We start from the raw sequence: 20,375 nt of genomic DNA, 5'->3' as shown, positions 1-20,375 counted from the left end.
TAGCCGCCCAAAAGGGCGGATTTTGTAAGACATTCGCTATTGGTTTTGTAAGATATCTCTTAAAAATCGATGACTGAATTGATTTCGCTAGGAGATGCTGTAGTTTTTCTTGGCGTTGTTAGCAGAGCTAAAGTCTCGAGCAAGTAAGTGGCATCGACTTAATACGACTTTTTATTGAAAAGCCCTTTCTCAGCAAAATGAAAAGGGTTGATCACTCATGGCGGCATTCAGTATTGATGGCGCTTATATTTAGCCTTACCGGGTTTTCAGGCGCATGCCCCTATTTATTTCGATTATCACCAGCTTTCCTACCGTCATCTTTACGGTACTACTAAGTGTTGCCGTTCTTTACTGGTTAATTTCGCTATCAGGTTTGGTCGATAGCGACGTAGTCGAGGGTGATGTTGGCGAAGGCGGTTCGCTGGCGTTGGGCGGTTTACTGGCAACGCTGGGCTTACACGGCGTTCCCCTGCCGCTAGTGATTACGCTGCTGGCATTAACCGGCTGGCTGTTTAGCTATTTTGCAATGCTGTTGTTAGGAACCCACCTAAGCCCAGGCCTGTTGCTGTGGGTGTTTAATAGCGTCGCGCTGGTATTAGGGTTTGTTGTCGCCACTATCGTAACGTCCTTTCTGATTCGCCCTTTGCGGCCCCTTTTTCGACCCGCTCAGCACCTGCCTATTGAGCAGCGTTTGACAGGTAAGCAGTGCACGGTTCGCTCGGCAGAGGTGACAAAAGAGGAAGGTCGCGCCGATGCGCATATCGATGGCGATCATCTTATTTTGCAAGTGCGAAGCGACTCCGCGCTGGTGCGCGGTGAGCGCGCCATCATTATTCAGTACCTGTTGACGGAAGATGCGTATTGGGTGGTATCTGAAAAAGATTTTGAAGCCGGCTTAGCCGATTAATTGCCTTGGTGCAGGAGATAAAGATGGATTTGTCGTGGATCATGCCACTACTGGTGACTGTCAGTGTGATTGTTATTGCACTGCTTGCGATACTGGCACTGTTTAAAGCCTTTTATCGAAAAATAGATCAAGGCCAGGCATTAATCGTTAATGACCTTTCCTCAACGCCCAAGGTTTACTTTACTGGGGCTATGGTGCTGCCCGTTGTTCACCGTTCCGAAACCATGAAGGTGTCGGTGATCACCCTGGAACTCAATCGTACCGGGAAAGAGGGGCTGATTTGCCGCGATAATTTGCGTGCCGACATTAGCGTAGCATTCTACCTACGCGTCAATGCCACTGCCGAAGACGTCTTGCGCGTTGCTAAATCCGTAGGTGTTGGTCGTGCGTCCGATCGTGATGCCGTTAATGAGTTGTTTAACGCCAAGTTCAGCGAAGCATTGAAGACCGTCGGTAAAAAGATGGACTTCATGCAGCTCTTCGAAGAGCGCCAGCAGTTCCGCGACGCCATTGTTGAGACCATTGGTCAGGATCTTAATGGCTATATTCTCGAAGACGTTGCCATTGATTATTTAGAGCAGACGCCAAAAAGCTCGCTGGATCCGAACAATATTCTGGATTCAGAAGGTATCAAATGCATCACCGAGATTACCGCCCGGCACAATGTTGAAACCAACCGCCTGGAGCGCGACCAAGAGCTGGAAATTCAGCGCAAAAATGTATCGGCTCGTGAAGCCGCATTAGAGCTTGAGCGAACTCAGGCCGATGCCGAGGCGCGTCAGCGTCGTGAAATCGAAAGCCTGCAGTCTCGTGAGCAGTCTGAAGCCGAGCAGGTGCTTCAGCAAGAACGTGCGAAAAGCGAAGCCGCGCGGATTAAAACCGATGAAGAGCTGGCGATTGCCGAAGAGAACAAGCAGCGCCAGATCGAAATGGCCACCAAGGCCCGCGAGCGTGCCGTCCAGATCGAAGAGGTGCGCATTCGTCAGGCGAAAGAGCTTGAGGATGTGACCCGCGAGCGCGCGGTAGAAATTGAACGAATCGGTATGGAGAAAGCGCTGGAAGAAGAGCGCAAAGAGATTGCCGACATTACCAGCCAGCGTATTGCGGTTGAGCGCAGCGTGGCTGAAGAAGAAGAGAATATTAACGATGTGCGCAACCGCGCTGAAGCTGAGCGTCAGAAGGTCACACGCCTGACCGCAGCTCAAGCCGAAGCGGAAGAGCGCAAGCTCAAAGAAGTGCGCGCCGCGGAAGCAGTCTTCGAGCGCTCCAAGCTGGAAGCGGAAGAAGCGGTTATTCGCGCCCAAGCTGATCTGGATGCGGCAGAGAAGAAATCCGCCGCAGAAGAGAAGCAGGCGCGCGGCCAACAAGCACTTGCCGCGGCAGACGGGCTGGCAGAAGCGCAAGTGCTCGAAGCGCGTGCTCACGCCCAGCGCAGCGAAGGCTTTGCCCAGGCCGAGGTTAAAACGGCCAATGCGAAAGCCGATGAAGATGCTGGACTGGCGGAAGTGCGTATTCTTGAACAGCGCCTTGAAGCCGAGGCGATGGGCGAGGAAAAACTGGGCACCGCGAAAGCGCAGGCCCGGGAAGCAATGGCCAAAGCCGAAGCCAATGGCTTGGTCGAGAAGCTGCGCGCTTACGACAATATGTCCGAAGAGGCGCGCCACTTCGAAGAGTTCCGTATGAACCTGGAAGTCCACGAGAAAGAAGTCATGGCGCAAATCGAAGCCCAGCGCATCGGTATGCTCGAAAATGGCAAGGTAATGGCTGCCGCGATGCAAAATGCCAAATTTGAGCTGATTGGTGGCGACAGCGATGTGTTTGAAAAACTCACCGCCGGCCTGGGCTACGGTAAGGCAGTACAAGGTGTGCTCGATAAGTCACCAGCGCTGCAAGCTACCCTGGCGGGCTTGGCGAATCGTGCCCTGAACGCTGACGCTGGCAAAGCCTCCGAATCTGTCTAAAGGGCAGGGCGACTCTCCATGCGGAGAGTCGCTTTCCCTCCTATGCAGAGAGTCTCGGCCTATGTCGTTCCAAGCGGCCGGTGACACCTTTCCAAGACCGCAATCGTCACCCCTTTGCGGTCTTTGCTATTTCTAGTGAGCACTTTTTCAGGATGACTACTATGTCGAAGGAGCACTCTTCGGTTGAAAACATCGTCAGAGAAAGCACCGCATTCGAGACGATTCAGCGGCGGTTGAGAACCCAGGGCGGCGAACTGGGTGCTTCGATCGGTAAGCTGAACGAAGCTCGTGCTGATGTTTTTGGTAGCAGTAGTATGGCGCTGTTGGGCAGGGCCCGGGTACGTACCGAAAATAACGCCATTGCGCGGGATATGGTGCGCATTGGTGAGCAAATCCTGTTTGGTTTCAATGTTCAGCTGGGGTTGCGTAAGGCATTGGAAGCGAACGATATCTTTGCGCTCTATTACCTTAAAGACGATGAAGAGGGGCTTGAGTTAAGTGAAGCGCCTTTCGAGAATAGCTTCCTCACCGAGAGCCGCTTTGTTCAGGATTTCAAAGAACTCCAGAAATACTACAGTCACGCTACGCTGGTTCAACTGATCACCCTGAACAACAAACTGCTGATCGCTTTTCAAATAGGTGAAAAACTTAGCGACCTGCGCGTTTTCCGCTGGGAATTAGCCGCGAGCGGCGAGGTGAGCCGCTATATCGATAACCGCGGCGAGCGCGACCTAGTGTTCCCCGACCGCTTCGCCTTCCCCTGGCAGACAGCAGGTCGGGATATGCAGGAGCAAGGCCGCGCTCCCCACCTGAATATCCTCGATACGGTCTTTGTTGATAACCTGCGCGGCAACATTACCTTCAAGATCGAGAACAACACCAGCAGCGGCGAGGGGGTATTTGCCGACCCGGTGGAGTCTGACTCCCAGTCGCTGGACGATGCCAGCTTTGAATATGCTGATCTCGGCGCAGTGGTGCTGATCCGCATTTTGCCCTTCAATGAGAAACAGTGGCGCTACTACCTTTTTAATCGTGGCGAGCAGCACGTTAAACGTGTCGATGCCATGGCGGGCTCGGTGGTTGAGCTGCCGGAAAACCACGGCCTGATTTTTCCTTCAGGCTACTACTTAAATACCGGTGAGTTGACCACCTACGAAGTCCCCGAGGAAGACCTGCGTTTCAAGCGCATGGTGCGCTCGCCAAACGGCGAAGATGTTCTCTACATTTTCTACGCGCCGCAAACCGGACAGGTGGTGCTTTATCGCTACAATTTGATCCGCAAGCAGGTCGATACCCCTATGGTGGGACACGGGGCGGCGATACTTGAAAACGGTCACCTAGCGATTTTTTACGCTGAAGACGAGCCCACGTTGGTGCATCCTATCCAGGTATGGGCCACGCCCTTTATGTCGGAGCGTTTTCATGCCCAGGATGCGGTGCGCAACGACACGCCACTCGGCCGAATCGGCAACCCTGATCTGGTGCGCGGTATTGCCGAGCTCAATAGCATTGTGCAGCTCGCTAACGAGCAGCAGGCGTCCGAGCGTCACTTTAACGCCATTATTCGTCGGGTCGACCGCACGCTGAACCAGTTCCACTGGATTGGTGAAGCTGACTTTAAAACCATTCACGCCGCGCTTGAACAGCTAAAGCACACCGCTGAACTGATGCTCGATGAGTATGAGAAAGTCCAGGCAATTCGTGCCCAGACAGCCCAGGCGCTAGACGAAGTTGAAAAACAGCAGGCGACGCTGCTGCGGGAGCTCAAACCCAGTAGTTGGAAAACCCCCGATTTATTTGTTACCTACCTTAAGCACTTACGCGACCATCGTGGTCGGCTGATGGCGCTGCGCGAGCGCCGCTATCTGGATGAGGAACGCCTGCAAACGTTAGAGCAAGCGCTGGATAAAGCGGAACAGTCGCTAACCCAGCAGACTTTTAGCTTTCTTGCTCAGCCAGAAGCCTTGGACGGCTACCGGGAAACCCTGGCGACATTGAAAGAGCAGGTGGGTGAGGCAGAGAATCGCCAGCAACTGGCGGAGTGCGTGGAGCGCTATCGCGAATTAACCGCGGGCCTAGATATGATTCAAGGGCTGCTGTCGTCGATGTCCGGCGGCGATGCTATTGAACAAACGCGGATTACCGAGAATATCTCCAGCATCTACGCCTCGATTAATCAGCAGCGCTCCGAAGCGGAGATCCGTTTAAGAGAGCAGGGGAGCGCAGAGGCTCAGGCGCAGTTTGCGGCGCAGATCCGCCTGTTTGAGCAGAGCCTGGCCAACGGAGTCGGCGCGCTGCGCGAGCCCGACGACTGCGATCAGCTAATGACCCGTATGCTCGATCAGCTCCAGGAGCTGGAGAGTCAGTTCGGTGAATTTGATGAATTTTTAACCACCATTCTTGAACAGCGTGAAAGCGCCCACGAAAGTATCGAAGCACGTCGCCAGCAGTTGCAGGATGAGCGTCAACGGCGTGTCTCTACCCTAACGGACGCCAGCCAGCGGATTCTGGCCAATGTGGAGCGCCGCACTGAGCGCTTTGAAACCCTGGAAGAGCTGCATAGCTTCTTCGCAGCGGATGCCATGGTGGGCAAAGTGCGTAGCATGATCGATGAGCTACGCGAGATGGGCGGTAACCTTGAGGCGGACGATATCGCCGGGCGGCTACGCTCCTCTCAAGACGCCGCCATGCGTAGCGTGCGCGACCGTTCCGATATCTATGAATCCGGTGGCGATGTTATTCGCTTGGGGCCGCGTCACCGCTTCAGCGTCAACCAACAGCATCTCGACTTAACCCTGGTGCCGCGCCAAGAGCGCATCATGCTGCACCTGACGGGCACCCAGTATTACGAGCCACTGGAAGACGAGCGGTTGACCGAGCTGAAAGACTACTGGGGGATGCTGCTGCCTTCCGAAAGCCCCGCTGTTTATCGCGCCGAGTACCTTGCCTATCGCTTTATGGGTGAACTGGCGCAGCCTGGTGCCAAGCCCATTAATGTGGAAGATTTCAGCGAGCTGCAGCGTCAGATTGCCAATTTTGCCTCACCACGCTATCGCGAAAGCTACGAAAAAGGCATTCACGACCACGACGCCGCGTTAATCGTACGCACCCTGTGGCCGGCTCGCCAAAGTGCTGGTCTGCTAGGCTTTGGGCCGCTGCCCCGGGCGCTGGCGATGCTGTTCTGGGCCGACCGTATTCATGATGAAGACGCGACCCGCAACCTGCGCGCCCGCTGTCTATCGGCAGGCATTCTATGCCGCATTATGAATAACGACGATCTGCTAAACGCCTTGATCCAGGAAGTACAGCCGCAGCTTGATGCTTTTGTATCGGCCCAACAGATCAAGTGCTCGGTGAGTCAGATAAGCAGTGCCACTGACTTTTTGGTGCGCCAGTTGGCTGAAGAGGGCGAGCGTTTTCCGGTCACCCAGTACGCTGCCAGCTTAGTGGAGAGCTTTACCACCTCCATGCAGCAGCAGGGGCATTACGCACACTTCCAAGAGGCCTTGGCGGTGGTGGCGGGTAACCCCGGCGCCCGCTGGGTGATCACTTCCCACTGGCTGCAGGCTCACGCGGGGCAAGCCAAGCAAGAGGCGTTGCTACACTACCTGCCTGAAGCGATTGCTATGCTCAATACGGCTGACCGGTTAAGTACCGCGACCCATAATGTCGAGCTAGCCTTCACCGTCACCGGGTTGCTGGGGCAGCACGGGCGCTTAGAACAGCAGGAGTTGTCGCTTCAGCTCGATGACTTTCAGGAGCGGCTGCGCCACCACGAGCAGGTCGTGATACGCGACTGGACGGCACTGCAGGAGCGTCGTCAGCTGATTTTACGCGAGCAGCGGGAACGGTTGCGGCTCGAAGAGTACCTACCTAAACCGCTAAACTCCTTCGTGCGCAACAAGCTGATTACCGAAAGCTACCTACCCATTATTGGCGATAACCTGGCTAAGCAGATGGGCACGGTGGGAGATACGCGGCGAACGGATAATAGTGGTTTGCTGATGATGATCTCGCCCCCCGGCTACGGTAAAACCACCCTGATGGAGTATGTGGCGAACCGCCTGGGGCTGATCTTTATGAAGATTAATTGCCCCAGCCTTGGACATGATGTGACCTCGCTGGATCCTGACGCGGCTACCCACTCCACCGCCAGGGCCGAGCTGATCAAGCTCAACTTGGCGTTTGAAATGTGCAACAACGTCATGCTCTATCTGGATGATATTCAGCATACTCACCCGGAGTTTTTGCAGAAGTTTATCTCGCTATGTGACGGCAGCCGGCGGGTAGACGGTATCTGGAACGGGCGCACCAAGACCTACGATATGCGCGGTAAGCGCTTCTGCATCGCCATGGCGGGTAACCCCTACACCGAAAGCGGCGACGTGTTCAAAGTGCCCGACATGCTGGCCAACCGCGCCGATGTTTATAACCTGGGCGATGTATTAAGCGGCATGGAGGAGGTGTTTGCGCTCTCCTACATCGAGAACGCCATGAGTGCCAATACGGTGCTTGCCTCTTTGGCCACGCGGGGCATGGACGATTTTTACCGCTTTGTTGATATCGCCATGGGCCGTGAGGTGCCGAGCACCGACTTTGAACACGACTATAGCGCCGCAGAGCGCGAAGAGATCGTGGCGGTGTTGAAGAATATGTTTAAAGCACGAGAAGTGGTGCTGCGCGTCAATCAGCAGTATATCGCCTCCAGCGCCCAGGCCGATGAGTACCGTACCGAGCCATCATTCCGCCTCCAGGGCAGCTATCGCAATATGAATCGCTTGGCGGAGAAGATGTCACCAATCCTCAGCGACGACGAGCTTGAAGCGATCATTGATGACCACTACGTCGGCGAAGCGCAGCTGTTAACCCACGGCGCTGAAGAGAATCTACTCAAGCTGAAAGAGCTTAGAGGCACCCTAAGCGAAGAGGATAAGCAGCGCTGGGAAGATATCAAACGAGAGTTCCAACGTCGGCAACTCACCGGTGGCAATGAAGAGACCGGTGCCCTTGTGGTGCGCCAACTGAGCTTAATTGCCGAAGGGGTTGGGCAGTGGGGGAAGGTAAGAACGGAGGATGGATAATGTTGCTGGAGGAACTACCCGAACACTAATCATGAGTCATTGATTGGAGATACTTAATCGTTAAAAGTCAGCCGCTGATTATCAGCGGCTGATTAATCATTTATCTAAAAGCACTCACTCAATAGCCGAGTAAGGATTTTCTGCCATTAAAAAAGCGCGTAAGTCGGCTTTTTGAGCGTGGCTATGCAGCCACTCGCGCACGTCGCAGGCTTTTTGGTAGTCAACATCACCAAACTTGCTGCGATAGAGCTGCTCAAAGGTGTCACTGGTTTTTTCCTGACGTATCCGCTTTTGCCAGGCGTCTGTCAGTATGCTGTTAAGGTTACCTGCAAGTCCTTCGGCGACCAGCATTTCCCACTCGCCTTTATTCAGCCAAACGCCGCCTACACGAGCGCTATAGTCAATCCGGTGGGAATTATCTTTGGTGATTCGGAACTTGCTCATAATGCCGCCGGTCACCGGGCAAATAAGCGCGCCTACCGTATCTTCCGCCTCAACGCTCTCGACACCAATATCATCAAATACATGTTCGGGGTGACGTTCTTTCCAGCTAATGTAATCTTCAATCAAGATCCAGTTGCCGCCGCAGTTGTCGCAAGTATGGCTACGGAAAAGGGCATCAATAAAGCTGGGAACTAAGTTTCCCTGCTCTGGCATGCGGTACATTTCATCGGCGCGTTCCTACTACTAAGTTCATGATATCTTTCTCATATATGAAAGTTGTCACAAAGATTAATTAAGATCAAGTTGTTGCGCCGAAAAATAGGTACTTAGAATAAAGTGATGCCCAGTATGACACGAAGAAAAAAGATCCATCTTTGAGAATAAAACTCATTATTTACTGTGTGTTCATCCTTTAGTCGTAGACTTGCCAACTGTTGAGAAACCTAGTGCTACCTGATTGCGGTGGTGCTTCCCCTATGGTCTATTGAAGCGCTAGGCTCTGTCTGATAACTGGCTGCGCTCGACCATACGGCGTTAAAAATCGGCTCAAAGTACTCATTTACACCATGTAAACTCCGTCTTTTCGACGATTTTGCCTTGTCTGGCCTTCGCTCGCCGACTTTTCAGACAAAGCCTAGGCTTTATTAAATCGATACGCTTCATTTAAGCAGTTTTTGGCATACACTTACTTTTTGTTACATATAAATATAAAGGAGCTCATCATGACTGATATAGCCGCGTTGCTTGGCAGTGACGCCGATAGTTTGCTTAATCACACCTGCCAGGGCGTACCCCGGAATAGCTTGCACCTGCCGGGCCCAGATTTTATTGACCGTGTTATGGCGGATAGCGACCGCAGCCCAGCGGTGCTGCGCAATATGCAGAGCTTTTTTAATCACGGCCGTTTGGCGGGCACCGGTTACCTCAGCTTGCTGCCAGTAGATCAGGGCATTGAGCACTCAGCGGGCGCTTCTTTCGCGCCTAACCCGCGCTACTTTGACCCGGCCAATATCGTTGAACTGGCACTCGAAGGTGGTTGTAACGGCGTGGCGTCGACGCTGGGTGTTTTATCATCGGTGGCGCGGCGTTATGCCCACAAGATACCGATGATGCTCAAGCTTAACCACAACGAAACATTGAGCCATCCGGCGATATACGATCAGACGCTATTTGCCGATGTAGACCAGGCCCACGATATGGGGTGCGTGGCGGTGGGGGCGACGATTTACTTTGGCTCCCATGAGAGCCGTCGGCAAATCATGGAAATTAGCGAAGCCTTCGAGCGCGCTCACCAGCTGGGCATGGTAACGGTGCTGTGGGCTTATCTGCGCAATCCAGCCTTCAAGCAGGACGGTACCGACTATCACGTCTCCGCCGACCTCACCAGTCAAGCTAATCACATGGCAGCGACAATTAAAGCTGATATCGTCAAACAGAAGCTGCCCGAGAACAATGGTGGCTACCGTGCGGTAGGCTTTGGTCATACCCACAATAATGTCTACAGCGAGCTGACCACTGACCATCCCATCGACCTGGCCCGCTACCAGGTCGCCAACTGCTTTATGGGCCGCGCCGGTTTGATCAACTCCGGTGGCGGCTCCAAAGGTCACTCGGATCTTGGAGAAGCGGTGCGCACGGCGGTGATCAATAAACGTGCCGGTGGTATGGGCTTGATCTCAGGGCGTAAGGCGTTCCAAAAACCGATGCAGGAAGGCGTTGAGCTGCTGCATGCGATTCAGGATGTCTATCTCTCTACCGATGTAACGGTCGCTTAAGCTGGCTATTGGCTGACCGTAGACCTTAAACGAGCACCAGTAAACTTGATGAATATTAATTAATATTAAATAATCGTCGCATTGAGATGTTTAAAACGGCATACGCTTAAGGAGCTATATCATGAGTGGAAAGCCTGCAGCACGTATTACCGACCTTACCGCGTGCCCTATACCAGGGCACGGAACAAACCCGTTGGTAAGTGGCTCGCCTGATGTTTTTTACGATGGGTTGTCTGCCGCAAGACTAGACGATAAATCTGCATGTGGCAGTCCTATTACCCACGAGGTTTCGTCCACCGTATTCGTCAATAGTAAGCCTGCTGCTGTCCTGAGCAGTGTGGGTGCCCACGGTAATGTAGTCATCACCGGGTCGGGGACGGTCATCATCGGTAAGTAGTGATTGCTGCCCCCTCTGATCAGAGCGCTGGCGGCCGTTAAAAAAGCCTGAAAATTGCCATCCAGACCCTTGAAAATCGACTGACCGCTCCTATTTTTTACAGCGTAGAGGCTGCTTCTGTGGGTTGCGTAAGAGGCTGCCTCTTATGACAACTTTCATAGTCTGCTTAACGTAGGAGGTGTTCGATATGTTCGATGATCTCAAGCGTTTTGAAACCGGTTTGCCTCGCCAGTTTGACTGGTTTAGCCAGTTGCTGGATGGCTTCTTGCCTGACACCAATGCGATGGATATTCGCGCGGTGCCGCGTGGTAGTTTCCCGATGATCAATGTCGCCCGGAGCGACGATGCCGTGAGGGTCTATGTGTTTGCGGCGGGTCTGGCACCCTCGGATTTGACCATCGATGTTCAGGATAATGTGCTGACACTGCGTGGCAAACGCGATGCTGTGACGGGCAGTAATGAAGATGGCAGCTCCCGCCCGGTATTTCGTCGTGAGCGCGCCAGCGGTGAGTTTGTTAGAGCGATTGCGCTCCCCGACGGTCTCGATGCCGAACGGGCAGAGGCACGCCATGCCCATGGTGTGTTCGAGATCGTGTTGCCTAAACGCGAAGAACTCAAGCCGCGGCGTATTGATGTTCAGGCGGCGTAAATCATGTTTGTTAACCTTGAAGAAGGAGGGATAAATCATGAATAACGTTGTTCGTTCATCCAACCACTCCCCGCTGCAACAAGGTGGCGAAGAGCAACGCCGTGAAGAAACCCTGCTGCCAGCGGTGGATATTATTGAGGAGTCTAACGCGCTCAAACTGGTGGCGGATATGCCCGGCGTGACTAATGAGACGCTGAAAATAGAGCTCGACAACAACGTGCTGAGCTTGGAGGGTGAGATAGCGCTAAATATGCCCGAAGGGCTGAGCGCGCTGCACGCCGAGGTTCGCGGCCAGCGTTTTGCGCGGCGTTTTAACCTCAGTCACGAAGTGGACAGTGATGCCATTAGCGCCACTCTCGTCAACGGCGTACTGACGCTAACGCTGCCCAAGAAAGATAGCCACCGTATACGCCGTATTGAGGTACAGGCAGCATAACGTTAGCCAACTGAGAATAGATGCTGAGTGTCCGCGATAACGTGGGCACTCTTTTTTTGTTTCAGCTTTTGGTTACTGTTCTAGGTAAAACTCTCCCTTACCCACTACCACTGTGTTACCGCCAACCTGCACAAAACCGGGTTTGATACCGCCATTTGCTGCTGTGTAGATAACACTAGGCCGCCCCATCTCAACACCCTGATGAATCTTGCAATGCAAAGCATCGGGTTGAAGTGAGGCCAAATAGCCGGTTAAAGCAGCTGCGGCGCTACCGGTAGCGGGGTCTTCGCAAATGCTGGCATGCATACAAAACATGCGGCTGTGAACAATCGTTTCTGCCCCGCCTTGTTGTTCAATAACATACAGGTAAATCTGGACGGCACTGCTAGCCATAACAGCACTTGCCCAAGCCGTCGTAGCAATACGTACGCTCTCTAGCGCTGCCATATCAGTGAGTTCGATCAAATGAAAGGGTAGCCCAAAGGAAGCAATCACCGGATCACCAATAACCTGATGGATGTCCAATCCCAGCAGCTCAACGGCAGTGGTGCGATCAATAGTGCTGTCGGTGATCATGGCTGGCTGGGCTGTCTTAAACGTTGCGCTATCTTGTTCATAATTAACCACTAGCTCGCCGATGGGAGGTTGGAGGACAACGCCTTGCTCGCGGTTCACTAAATTCAGCTCTCTTAGCAGGTGCGCGGTGCCTACCGTAGGGTGGCCTGCAAAAGGTAGCTCACGAGTAGGCGTAAAGATCCGCATCGGGTAGTGATTCGGTTCAGCGGCTGAACTTAAAAACACCGTTTCGGCCAGGTTTAGCTCATTAGCCAGCGCCTGCATGGTACTGGCTGCCAACCCATCAGCCTCTAGAAAGACGGCCAATGGGTTGCCGGTAAACGGCTGGTCGGTAAAGACGTCGAGTAGGTAATACTCAGCGGTTTTCATAAGGCCCCTCATCGAGTGATGTATGCTTCCAAAACGCTTTATGTCCCTCTTTGAGCGCCTGTGTGCGGTCAATGCCGATATCCTCAAGTAGTCTGTCATCAAGTGATAGCAGTTGGCGTCGGCTGCGACGGTAGTGGCGGTACTGACGTAGTTGAGATCTTAGCTGATAACGAAGCTGGGTGAGGCTGAAGCGTGGCATGGCTAATCCTCCGTGTTATATGCCCAACCAGATTACTCAGTGCTATCATTTGAATACAGATATAGAGTTTAATGTTTTTAAGATACAGAAGGGTGTGTTATGCCTCTGTATGGCCGATGTCGAGGTCATCTGTATTGTTATCAGGCTGCATTAGGGGGAGTGTCATGACGCGCTATGAAGAAGTCGCCAGCATTTTGCGCGAGCGTATCGAACACGGTATTTACCGTGTGGGTGATCGCCTGCCTTCTATCCGTGCAGTGTGCCAGGAGCTGGACGTTAGCATCTCGACGGCCCAGGAGGCTTGCCGCCAACTGATGGACGTGGGGTTGATCGAGTCTCGACCAAAATCGGGCTACTTCGTACTGCCTAGCCGCGTACCATCGGTGCTGCCGTCGGTCTCACGACCCGCGCAGCGCCCGCTGGATATTTCCCAGTGGGATCAAGTGCTGGAGCTCGTCGCCACCCAACGTGATGACGTGCGGCTGCTGCTGGGGCGCGGCATACCGAATTTTGAGTATGAAACGCTGCGGCCGCTGTCGAAAATCCTCGCTGGCCTTCATCGCAGTAATGACCTGCACGGATTCAATTACGATAGGTTGAGCGGCAGTCCCGAGCTGCGCCAGCAGGTGGCGCGATTGGCTATTGCTTCCGGCTGCTTGCTACACCCAGACGACATTATGGTGACCACCGGCTGTCAGGAGGCACTCTCGATTGCGCTGCGTACGCTAACCCAGCCGGGTGATGTGGTGGCTGTCGATTCGCCCAGCTTCTACGGCACCATGCAGATACTCAAGGCCAACGGCTTAAAAGCCCTGGAAATCCCTACCGACCCGCAAACGGGTATCAGTCTGGAAGCCCTCGAGTTGGCGTTGGAGCAGTGGCCGATCCGCGCGATACAGGTCACGCCTACTTACAACAACCCGCTGGGTTACACCATGCCTGAAGCACGCAAGCGGGCGCTGTTTCAGCTTGCTCAACGCTTCGATGTAGCCATTATCGAAGACGATATTTACGGCGACCTGTCATTTACTCTTCCAAGGCCGCGCACTGTGAAATCTTTCGATGACGACGGGCGCGTGATGCTGTGCAGCGGCTTTTCCAAAACCTTGGGGCCGGGGTTAAGAGTGGGTTGGTTGGCGCCAGGGCGCTATCGTGATCAGGCGTTACATATGAAGTATGTCTCCACCGGCGCTTCGGCGACGTTGCCGCAGCTGGCAGTGGCGGAGTTCGTCGCCAAAGGACACTACGAGCGCCACGTCCGTTACGCTACCCGCCAATATCAGCGCCAGCGCGATATCATGATCAGTTGGGTTCAGCGCTACTTCCACAAGGGAGCGGGTATTAGCTACCCACAAGGGGGCTTTTTGCTATGGGTAGAGCTACCCGCCGCCGTGGATTGCGTGCGTTTGAATGAACGCTTGGCGGAGCGTGCTATCCACGTAGCACCGGGATCGCTGTTTTCAGCCTCGGGCAAGTTTCGCCAGTGCCTGCGCCTTAACTATGCGTTTACGCTAACGCCTAGCATCGAAGCGGCCGTGCGAACGGTGGGGGCGCTAGCCACGGAGATGGTGGAAGAAGCGCAGGCGCATGAGGTTGTCTTATAAATTGAAATTACTACCCGCCATTGGCGTCAAACGGCCATGGTCGATAATCGGCCCGGTTGGTTGTCCACCGGGAGCGCCCCCTTGAGGCTCAACACTTACGGCTAAATCGGCATTGAATAATTGGGCGCGTAGCTCCGCACTGGGTTGGAGACGTAGGCTGCCTTGCTCCGGCAGCAGGCCTAGAGAAATGGGCGTGCCATCGGCAATCAACCACAGCTCGCCGGTCTGCTCGCTATTGACCTGGGTTGGTTGAACCGCTTGCACGATCAGCTCTCCCCCCTCGGTGGCGCTAATGATCCAGCCTGGCGTGCGCGATTCGTCCTGAACCACGAACACCGCTTCTCCCTCTGGCGGCGTAGTCAGTTCAGCTTGTTGCCAAAGAAGGCCCAGCGCGACCGCCATTACCCCAAAACTGGCCGCCATGGCCTGCCATGCACCCAGGCGTTGCCACCAGCGTAAAGGTAACGCCCCGGTCGCCGCTGTAATGCGCTGCCAGACCTCTTTTGGCGGTGTCTTAGGATCCAGGCGTTCGTTGAACAAGTGGAGATGCTCTCGCCAAGCTTCCACGTCATTACGTAGGTCATGGCTGACAGCCAACAGCGCTTCAAATCGCGCTTTTTGGTCGCGATCCAATACGCTCAGTACGTACTCACCAGCCGCAAGGTGGCGATCATCAGGGTCGCTTAAATCCCATTGGTTAGGCATGTTTTTAACCTCTCGAGTCCACGGCGGATCCAGCTTTTGACGCTGCCCAGCGGTTGGGACAGAGAGCTGGCAAGCTCGCTGTGAGTCATACCCTGAAAGTAGGCCATTTCCATTAACTGGCGCTGATTACCACTGAGTGTGTCGAGGCAGTCATTCAGTTTGGCGCTTTGCTGATGACTGATGCTGTCATCTTCAGGGTCGTCGGTGCCTTGTAGCGTCGCTAACAAGGGTTCATCGGTGGTGGCGTCTTGGGGTTTCTGGCGGCGCAGCCAGTCGATGCCAATATTGCGAGCGAGTGTGGACAGCCAGGTCATCGGCTTGGCTCGTGTGGCGTCGTATTGGTCGGCAGCATGCCAGATTCTGATAAAAACATGTTGGAGACAATCCTGTGCGGCACCTTCATCTCTTACTATACGCAGCAACTGAGCATATAGATGCGCACTGGAGGCACGATAAAGGCGCTCGAATGCGTTGCGGTCGCCCTGGGCGCAGCCGTTGAGTTGTTCAATAAGATATTGGTGGCGTTGTGTGGCATCTAGCATTCAGGCATCTCAGCACAGTAAACCGAAACGTCAGTCTTGGTGAGCCCGCCGTTGAAGGCAATAGGCGAGGGGTAAGCAGCGAATAAAATATTTTTGAGATAACTTGCATCCGCTTTGGCATCAGGCGCGTAAGTGTTAGTGAGCTTGCATGGTTGAGCTCTTTTAATTACAACCAGGAGATGCCCCAATGAAACTCAAACTTCTTACTACTAGCCTGTTTGCTGCTGCCCTCTATACCGGTGCTGCCGTTGCCGATCATGGACCTACTACGGTAGGCGGCGCTAGCATGCTTCCTGAGCGCAATATCATCGAAAATGCGGTTAATTCGGGTGACCATAAAACGCTAGTGGCCGCCGTTCAAGCGGCTGAACTGGTTGATGTGCTGCAAGGGGAAGGCCCCTTTACTGTATTTGCTCCGACCGATGAAGCTTTTGCGGCATTGCCAGAAGGTACGGTTGATACCTTGCTGAAACCTGAGAATAAAGCGCAGTTACAGACCGTTCTGACTTATCACGTTGTGCCTGGCAACATGAACCGGGACGCATTGTGGGAAGAAATCATGGAAAACGATGGCACCGTGGCCTTCAAAACCGTACAAGGCGAGTACCTTACCGTAGCGCGCAATGGTAATAACCTGATGGTCATGGATGCCCAGGGCAATAGTGCCAACATTACTGTCGTGGATGTCGCGCAGTCGAATGGCGTTATCCACGTAATCGATAGCGTATTGATGCCCTAAAGCTTAAGCACACAACGGATAATGACAGTTATTCGTTTTAGATTACGTTTACCCACCGCCTGGCTTACTAGGCGGTGGGCTTTTGTCGATCAGATGGCCGTATAAAACGTTCTCGGGCGCGAGTTACTGGTTCGCGAATGACACATTCTTCCGCATGATCATTAAGCAACCCCATGGCCTGCATAAAGGCAAAGGCGGTAGTGGGGCCGAAAAATTTCCAGCCTCGCTTTTTCAACTCCTTGGCAAGGGCGATAGATTCAGGCGAGGTGGTCTGTGTTTGTGGCACCGCTAACGCGACAGGCTCATAGCGCCAGAAGAAAGCAGCCAGCGAGCCTTCCTGCTCGACCATTTCCTTTGCACGTTGGGCGTTATTAATGGCTGCTTCGATTTTTCCACGATGGCGAATAATTCCCGCATCTTGAAGTAAACGCTGCACATCGTCTTCGCCAAAGCGGGCGACTTGGTGGAAATCGAAGTGGTGAAAAGCAGCGCGAAAATTTTCGCGTTTATTGAGAATTGTGCGCCAGCTTAAGCCCGACTGAAAGCTCTCTAGACACAGCTTCTCGAACAGCCGCTGATCGTCGTCTACGGGAAAGCCCCACTCGTTGTCGTGATAGGGCAGAAACTCTGGCGCGCCGCCACACCACTGACAGCGGGGGTGCCCGTCGGGGGCGATAAAGTCGTTGGTCATCAGATCCCCATCCGTTAATCGAACCACTCTTGGGCGGTGCGCCACAGGCACATACCGATGAAATAAGCCGATGTTACTCCCCATCCCCATAGTGCCCAGCTGGCATGAACGGGGCTGGAGAGCACCAGTGACGTAGCGCATACACACCACACCAGCGTCACGGCGATATTGAGCGGCATAAACTGGCGCACACGAAAGGGGTGCAGAAACTTCATTCGTGTCACGGTGAGGACAGCCAGCAGTACGATAGTGGCAAACGTGATGAACGGCGGAAGGTCGAGAACATAGAAATAGGCGGCGGCGATGTTCCAGGCGGCAGGAAAGCCAACGAAGTAGTTATCCTGGCTTTTCATATCGACATTGCAGAAACAGAACATCGATGACAACAGAATGATAAATACGGATAGCAGCCCTAAATAGGGTGGTAATGCAATAAAGTAATAGATAAACAGGGCGGGAATAAAAGCCCAGGTCAGGTAATCGATGACCATATCGAGGGTTGAGCCATCGAAATGGGGCAGTATGACCTTTACGTCATACTTGCGTGCCAGGGTGCCATCGATACCATCAATCATCATCGCAGCGCCTAGCCACAGGAGACAGGCGACCGGGTTATCGTCGACCAGTGCGAGCAGTGCCATCGTACCCAGCAGCACACCGCTAGCGGTAAATATATGCACGCTCCATGCCTTCCATATCGAGGCGCGGGATTCTGTATGCGAAGAGAGCGGTTGAGCCACATTAACCCCATTGGGAACGTGGTGTCCCCTTACTGTGCGATTTATTGGTAGGCGTGTTAAAAAACCATACCCTATCACTGTTTTTTTATATCGGCCGCTTAAATTGCTGCCACACTGCCACACCATTGGCAGCGGGGGTATCCGTGAGGGGCGATAAAATCGAGCATGGTAACGTCTCTGATTGCGTTGTTTATACTGTATTCCATTGTCTAAACATTGTTTACTCAATGTTTAGACCTAGACGGTTAATTCAATGGTAAGCATGTCAGGAGGCCCCACCATGAACACGATTCGCTCAGCTACTCTTAACGATCTTGACGCTTTAACAAGGCTGTTGGATGGCTATCGCCAGTTTTATCAGCAGCCGAGTGATGTCGATGCGGCGCGTGCTTTTCTGCGCCAGCGCTTTGGTCGGGCGGATTCACGCATCCTGGTGAGTGAGGATGCTGAAGGTGGGCTCACCGGTTTTGTGCAACTTTATCCTGGGGTTTCCACGGTGGGCTTAAATGCCCGCTGGACGCTAAATGATCTGTTTGTGCTGCCGGAGTGCCGTGATAAAGGCACCGGGAGAGCATTAATGGAAGCTGCCACCCAGCTTGCCCATGATCACGGCGTCTCACGCTTAATATTAATGACGCAGGTAGAGAACGAACGCGCCCAACACCTTTATGAATCATTGGGATGGCAGCGTAATACGGCGTTTTACGGTTATTTACTCGATATTAAATAACACGGCGTTATAGGTGCGTGCTTAAGTGGCGTTCTCCGGCAACTTACACACATCCACCCACTTGGCATTGACCAGCTCGGCCAATCGCTTTGGGCTTAGGCGCACGGCACTGGTGGGCGAACCAGCGGCGGGTAGCACTTCGTCATAGGCGTGGAGCGATTCATCGCAGTAAACCGGCAGGTTAGTGGCAAGCCCAAAGGGGCAAACGCCGCCGACTGGGTGGCTGGTGAGCTCCATGACCGTCTCGGCGTCGAGCATTTTGGCCTTGCCGCCGAAGGTATCGCGAATTTTGCGGTTGTCGATACGCGCATCGCCACTGGCGACAATGAGTAGCGGTTTTTCACCGACTTTGAATGCCAGGGTTTTGGCAATTTGCCCTGGCACTACGCCGTGGGCGTCGGCGGCCAACTGCACCGTAGCGGTGCTGGTATCAAGTTCTTCGATTTTTATATCCGGCGCGTGCTCGGCAAAAAACTGGCGAACGGTTTCGATGCCCATCGTGGATTTCCCCCGGTTATTAACAGTCGGCATTAACGTTCTCGGTCAAATAACTAATCTAACGTGCCCTTGCTACATTAGCCAAGCCACGGGGGCGTCGTAATTTTGGCTGGCTCACGCTGCATAATGATCTCGCCGTGGCGTACGGAAAGCAGCACCTCACCTTGGGTGCGTAGCACGCTGTAGTCATCCTCACCCTCCAGCAGATTGAAGCTGGCAGGCTTGCCTACCTCAATGCCGTAACGCGCTTCAATATTGAGCGTGCGGGCGCTGTTATCGGTAATCAGTGACAGGGCCTGGCTGAAGTCCTGATAGCCCATCATTTGGCAGATATGCAGGCCAAAATCCAGCGTTCGCAGTAGTTTGCCGTTACCCAGTGAGTACCAGGGATCGAAGATGGAGTCCTCGGCAAAGCAGACGTTAATGCCCGCTGCGTTGAGCTCCTTAACACGCGTCACGCCGCGCCGTTTCGGGTAGGTGTCAAAGCGCCCCTGCAGGTGAATGCTTTCGGTGGGGCAGGAGACAAAGTTAATACCCGAGCGTTTTAGCAGCAGAAACAGTTTGGAGCAGTAAGCGTTGTCGTAGGAGTGCATCGCCGTGGTGTGACTGGCGGTCACGCGGCTGCCTAAGTCGTTAAACAGCGCTTCGCAGGCCAGTACTTCGAGAAAGCGCGAGTTGGGATCGTCAATCTCGTCACAGTGCACATCTACCAAACGGTCGTACTTGATTGCCAGTTCGATCACTCGCTTCATGGAAGCGACACCCAGCTCGCGGGTGTATTCGAAGTGGGGAATGCCGCCCACCACATCGGCGCCGATCTCCAGCGCCTCTTCCATCAGCCTGTCACCGCCTGGATAAGAGAGGAGGCCGTCTTGAGGGAAGGCGACTACCTGAATATCAATTTTATCTTTTAACTCGTCGCGCAAAGCGCACAGTGTTTTAAGCCCAATCAGGCTCGGGTCGCTGGTATCGGCGTGGGTGCGCACAAACTGCACGCCATTGCCGATCAATAAATTAAGCGTTTTCAGCGCTCGCTCACGTATATCCGCTTCGGTGAGCATAGGCTTACGCTCGCCCCAGCGCTCAATGCCTTCAAACAGCGTGCCGCTCTGGTTCCAGCTAGGCTCGCCCGCCGTAAGCGCGGCGTCCAAATGAATATGGGGCTCAATAAACGGCGCGCAAACCAGCTTGGCGCCCGCATCAATCTGCCCCTCAATTGCTGTTTGCGGCGTATCTTGGGCGGTAATCGCAGTGAACGTGCCGTTCTCAATCTCAATTCGGTAAAGCTCTGGGCGCTGGCGAAGGCGGGCGTTAATGATCTGCATGGGCATA

19 protein-coding genes are annotated in these 20,375 nt (G+C 53.8%); 10 read left to right on the top strand and 9 right to left on the bottom strand.

All coding sequences use genetic code 11. The features are described from left to right. Positions 1–274: 274 nt before the first annotated feature. The 3 genes from KF947_RS08090 to KF947_RS08080 all read left to right on the top strand — a co-directional run bounded on the left by KF947_RS08090 (position 275) and on the right by KF947_RS08080 (position 7,949). Positions 275–907, top strand: coding sequence for a hypothetical protein (locus KF947_RS08090; RefSeq protein WP_133731404.1), 633 nt, complete (start codon positions 275–277; stop codon positions 905–907). Between the two features lie 23 nt (positions 908–930). After that, positions 931–2,868 carry a hypothetical protein gene (locus KF947_RS08085; RefSeq protein WP_227405912.1) on the top strand — a complete coding sequence of 646 codons (1,938 nt, stop codon included), beginning with the start codon at positions 931–933 and terminating at the stop codon, positions 2,866–2,868. Positions 2,869–3,029: 161 nt separating this feature from the next. After that, a complete protein-coding gene (locus tag KF947_RS08080; protein ID WP_227405911.1) occupies positions 3,030–7,949 on the top strand; it encodes a DNA repair ATPase in 4,920 nt (1,639 codons plus the stop codon). 114 nt (positions 7,950–8,063) lie between these two features. Here KF947_RS08080 and KF947_RS08075 read toward each other — a convergent pair whose 3' ends face one another. After that, positions 8,064–8,606 carry a hypothetical protein gene (locus KF947_RS08075; RefSeq protein ID WP_227405910.1) on the bottom strand — a complete coding sequence of 181 codons (543 nt, stop codon included), beginning with the start codon at positions 8,604–8,606 and terminating at the stop codon, positions 8,064–8,066. A 509-nt stretch (positions 8,607–9,115) separates the two neighbouring features. On the opposite strand from KF947_RS08075, the gene KF947_RS08070 reads away from it, so the two are divergent. The 4 genes from KF947_RS08070 (at position 9,116) to KF947_RS08055 (ending at position 11,650) form a co-directional block, all read left to right on the top strand. Next, on the top strand, positions 9,116–10,168 hold the full coding sequence (locus tag KF947_RS08070; protein ID WP_227405909.1) for a class I fructose-bisphosphate aldolase: 1,053 nt from the start codon (positions 9,116–9,118) through the stop codon (positions 10,166–10,168). A gap of 121 nt (positions 10,169–10,289) precedes the next feature. Next, entirely contained in the window at positions 10,290–10,565 is a 276-nt protein-coding gene (locus KF947_RS08065) for a PAAR domain-containing protein (protein WP_133731399.1), read from the top strand. Positions 10,566–10,752: 187 nt separating this feature from the next. Continuing rightward, positions 10,753–11,214: an Hsp20/alpha crystallin family protein gene (locus tag KF947_RS08060; protein WP_133731398.1), complete on the top strand. Its 462-nt coding sequence runs from the start codon at positions 10,753–10,755 to the stop codon at positions 11,212–11,214. 37 nt (positions 11,215–11,251) lie between these two features. Beyond that, positions 11,252–11,650 (top strand): Hsp20/alpha crystallin family protein, encoded by a 399-nt coding sequence (locus KF947_RS08055; RefSeq protein ID WP_133731397.1) that lies wholly within the window; start codon positions 11,252–11,254, stop codon positions 11,648–11,650. A 72-nt stretch (positions 11,651–11,722) separates the two neighbouring features. Here the strand turns inward: KF947_RS08055 and KF947_RS08050 are convergent, their stop codons facing one another. Beyond that, entirely contained in the window at positions 11,723–12,595 is an 873-nt protein-coding gene (locus tag KF947_RS08050; RefSeq protein ID WP_227405908.1) for a PhzF family phenazine biosynthesis protein, read from the bottom strand. Next, a complete protein-coding gene (locus tag KF947_RS08045; protein ID WP_227405907.1) occupies positions 12,582–12,794 on the bottom strand; it encodes a DUF1127 domain-containing protein in 213 nt (70 codons plus the stop codon). Before KF947_RS08045 ends, KF947_RS08050 begins: the two co-directional genes overlap by 14 nt. A gap of 164 nt (positions 12,795–12,958) precedes the next feature. On the opposite strand from KF947_RS08045, the gene KF947_RS08040 reads away from it, so the two are divergent. Further along, positions 12,959–14,398: a PLP-dependent aminotransferase family protein gene (locus tag KF947_RS08040; RefSeq protein ID WP_227405906.1), complete on the top strand. Its 1,440-nt coding sequence runs from the start codon at positions 12,959–12,961 to the stop codon at positions 14,396–14,398. On the opposite strand, the gene KF947_RS08035 is transcribed toward KF947_RS08040, so the two are convergent. Both KF947_RS08035 and KF947_RS08030 read right to left on the bottom strand, forming a co-directional pair. Beyond that, positions 14,393–15,103, bottom strand: coding sequence for an anti-sigma factor domain-containing protein (locus tag KF947_RS08035; protein ID WP_133731393.1), 711 nt, complete (start codon positions 15,101–15,103; stop codon positions 14,393–14,395). The two genes, KF947_RS08040 and KF947_RS08035, sit on opposite strands and share 6 nt — an antisense overlap. Further along, the gene (locus tag KF947_RS08030) at positions 15,082–15,645 is read right to left on the bottom strand and encodes an RNA polymerase sigma factor (protein WP_227405905.1); all 564 of its coding nucleotides are present in this window, start codon (positions 15,643–15,645) and stop codon (positions 15,082–15,084) included. The genes KF947_RS08035 and KF947_RS08030 overlap by 22 nt, the downstream gene beginning before the upstream one ends. A gap of 187 nt (positions 15,646–15,832) precedes the next feature. On the opposite strand from KF947_RS08030, the gene KF947_RS08025 reads away from it, so the two are divergent. Further along, positions 15,833–16,384, top strand: a complete 552-nt coding sequence (locus tag KF947_RS08025) for a fasciclin domain-containing protein (protein WP_133731391.1) — start codon at positions 15,833–15,835, stop codon at positions 16,382–16,384. A gap of 67 nt (positions 16,385–16,451) precedes the next feature. Here the strand turns inward: KF947_RS08025 and KF947_RS08020 are convergent, their stop codons facing one another. Together KF947_RS08020 and pcsA are read right to left on the bottom strand one after the other, a co-directional pair. Continuing rightward, positions 16,452–17,075: a DNA-3-methyladenine glycosylase I gene (locus tag KF947_RS08020; RefSeq protein ID WP_133731390.1), complete on the bottom strand. Its 624-nt coding sequence runs from the start codon at positions 17,073–17,075 to the stop codon at positions 16,452–16,454. Positions 17,076–17,089: 14 nt separating this feature from the next. Beyond that, positions 17,090–17,815 (bottom strand): phosphatidylcholine synthase, encoded by a 726-nt coding sequence (gene pcsA / locus KF947_RS08015; protein ID WP_413614122.1) that lies wholly within the window; start codon positions 17,813–17,815, stop codon positions 17,090–17,092. Between the two features lie 280 nt (positions 17,816–18,095). Here pcsA and KF947_RS08010 point away from each other — a divergent pair, with 280 nt between their 5' ends. Beyond that, on the top strand, positions 18,096–18,545 hold the full coding sequence (locus KF947_RS08010) for a GNAT family N-acetyltransferase (protein WP_133731388.1): 450 nt from the start codon (positions 18,096–18,098) through the stop codon (positions 18,543–18,545). A 21-nt stretch (positions 18,546–18,566) separates the two neighbouring features. On the opposite strand, the gene KF947_RS08005 is transcribed toward KF947_RS08010, so the two are convergent. Beyond that, entirely contained in the window at positions 18,567–19,076 is a 510-nt protein-coding gene (locus KF947_RS08005; RefSeq protein ID WP_227405904.1) for a YbaK/EbsC family protein, read from the bottom strand. A 44-nt stretch (positions 19,077–19,120) separates the two neighbouring features. After that, complete coding sequence (gene codA / locus KF947_RS08000; RefSeq protein ID WP_227405903.1) at positions 19,121–20,374, bottom strand: cytosine deaminase; 1,254 nt, start codon at positions 20,372–20,374, stop codon at positions 19,121–19,123. Position 20,375: the final 1 nt, after the last annotated feature.

It is taken from the genome of Halomonas sp. FeN2, from assembly GCF_020595105.1.
GTDB lineage: Bacteria > Pseudomonadota > Gammaproteobacteria > Pseudomonadales > Halomonadaceae > Vreelandella > Vreelandella neptunia.
This window is presented reverse-complemented; position numbering and strand designations above follow the sequence as displayed.

Bases quoted from the DNA above. Each gene is read 5' to 3' on its own strand.
- KF947_RS08090 (WP_133731404.1), top strand. From the start codon at position 275: ATGCCCCTATTTATTTCGATTATCACCAGCTTTCCTACCGTCATCTTT.
- KF947_RS08085 (WP_227405912.1), top strand. From the start codon at position 931: ATGGATTTGTCGTGGATCATGCCACTACTGGTGACTGTCAGTGTGATT.
- KF947_RS08080 (WP_227405911.1), top strand. From the start codon at position 3,030: ATGTCGAAGGAGCACTCTTCGGTTGAAAACATCGTCAGAGAAAGCACC.
- KF947_RS08075 (WP_227405910.1), bottom strand. From the start codon at position 8,606: ATGCCAGAGCAGGGAAACTTAGTTCCCAGCTTTATTGATGCCCTTTTC.
- KF947_RS08070 (WP_227405909.1), top strand. From the start codon at position 9,116: ATGACTGATATAGCCGCGTTGCTTGGCAGTGACGCCGATAGTTTGCTT.
- KF947_RS08065 (WP_133731399.1), top strand. From the start codon at position 10,290: ATGAGTGGAAAGCCTGCAGCACGTATTACCGACCTTACCGCGTGCCCT.
- KF947_RS08060 (WP_133731398.1), top strand. From the start codon at position 10,753: ATGTTCGATGATCTCAAGCGTTTTGAAACCGGTTTGCCTCGCCAGTTT.
- KF947_RS08055 (WP_133731397.1), top strand. From the start codon at position 11,252: ATGAATAACGTTGTTCGTTCATCCAACCACTCCCCGCTGCAACAAGGT.
- KF947_RS08050 (WP_227405908.1), bottom strand. From the start codon at position 12,595: ATGAAAACCGCTGAGTATTACCTACTCGACGTCTTTACCGACCAGCCG.
- KF947_RS08045 (WP_227405907.1), bottom strand. From the start codon at position 12,794: ATGCCACGCTTCAGCCTCACCCAGCTTCGTTATCAGCTAAGATCTCAA.
- KF947_RS08040 (WP_227405906.1), top strand. From the start codon at position 12,959: ATGACGCGCTATGAAGAAGTCGCCAGCATTTTGCGCGAGCGTATCGAA.
- KF947_RS08035 (WP_133731393.1), bottom strand. From the start codon at position 15,103: ATGCCTAACCAATGGGATTTAAGCGACCCTGATGATCGCCACCTTGCG.
- KF947_RS08030 (WP_227405905.1), bottom strand. From the start codon at position 15,645: ATGCTAGATGCCACACAACGCCACCAATATCTTATTGAACAACTCAAC.
- KF947_RS08025 (WP_133731391.1), top strand. From the start codon at position 15,833: ATGAAACTCAAACTTCTTACTACTAGCCTGTTTGCTGCTGCCCTCTAT.
- KF947_RS08020 (WP_133731390.1), bottom strand. From the start codon at position 17,075: ATGACCAACGACTTTATCGCCCCCGACGGGCACCCCCGCTGTCAGTGG.
- KF947_RS08010 (WP_133731388.1), top strand. From the start codon at position 18,096: ATGAACACGATTCGCTCAGCTACTCTTAACGATCTTGACGCTTTAACA.
- KF947_RS08005 (WP_227405904.1), bottom strand. From the start codon at position 19,076: ATGCCGACTGTTAATAACCGGGGGAAATCCACGATGGGCATCGAAACC.
- codA (WP_227405903.1), bottom strand. From the start codon at position 20,374: ATGCCCATGCAGATCATTAACGCCCGCCTTCGCCAGCGCCCAGAGCTT.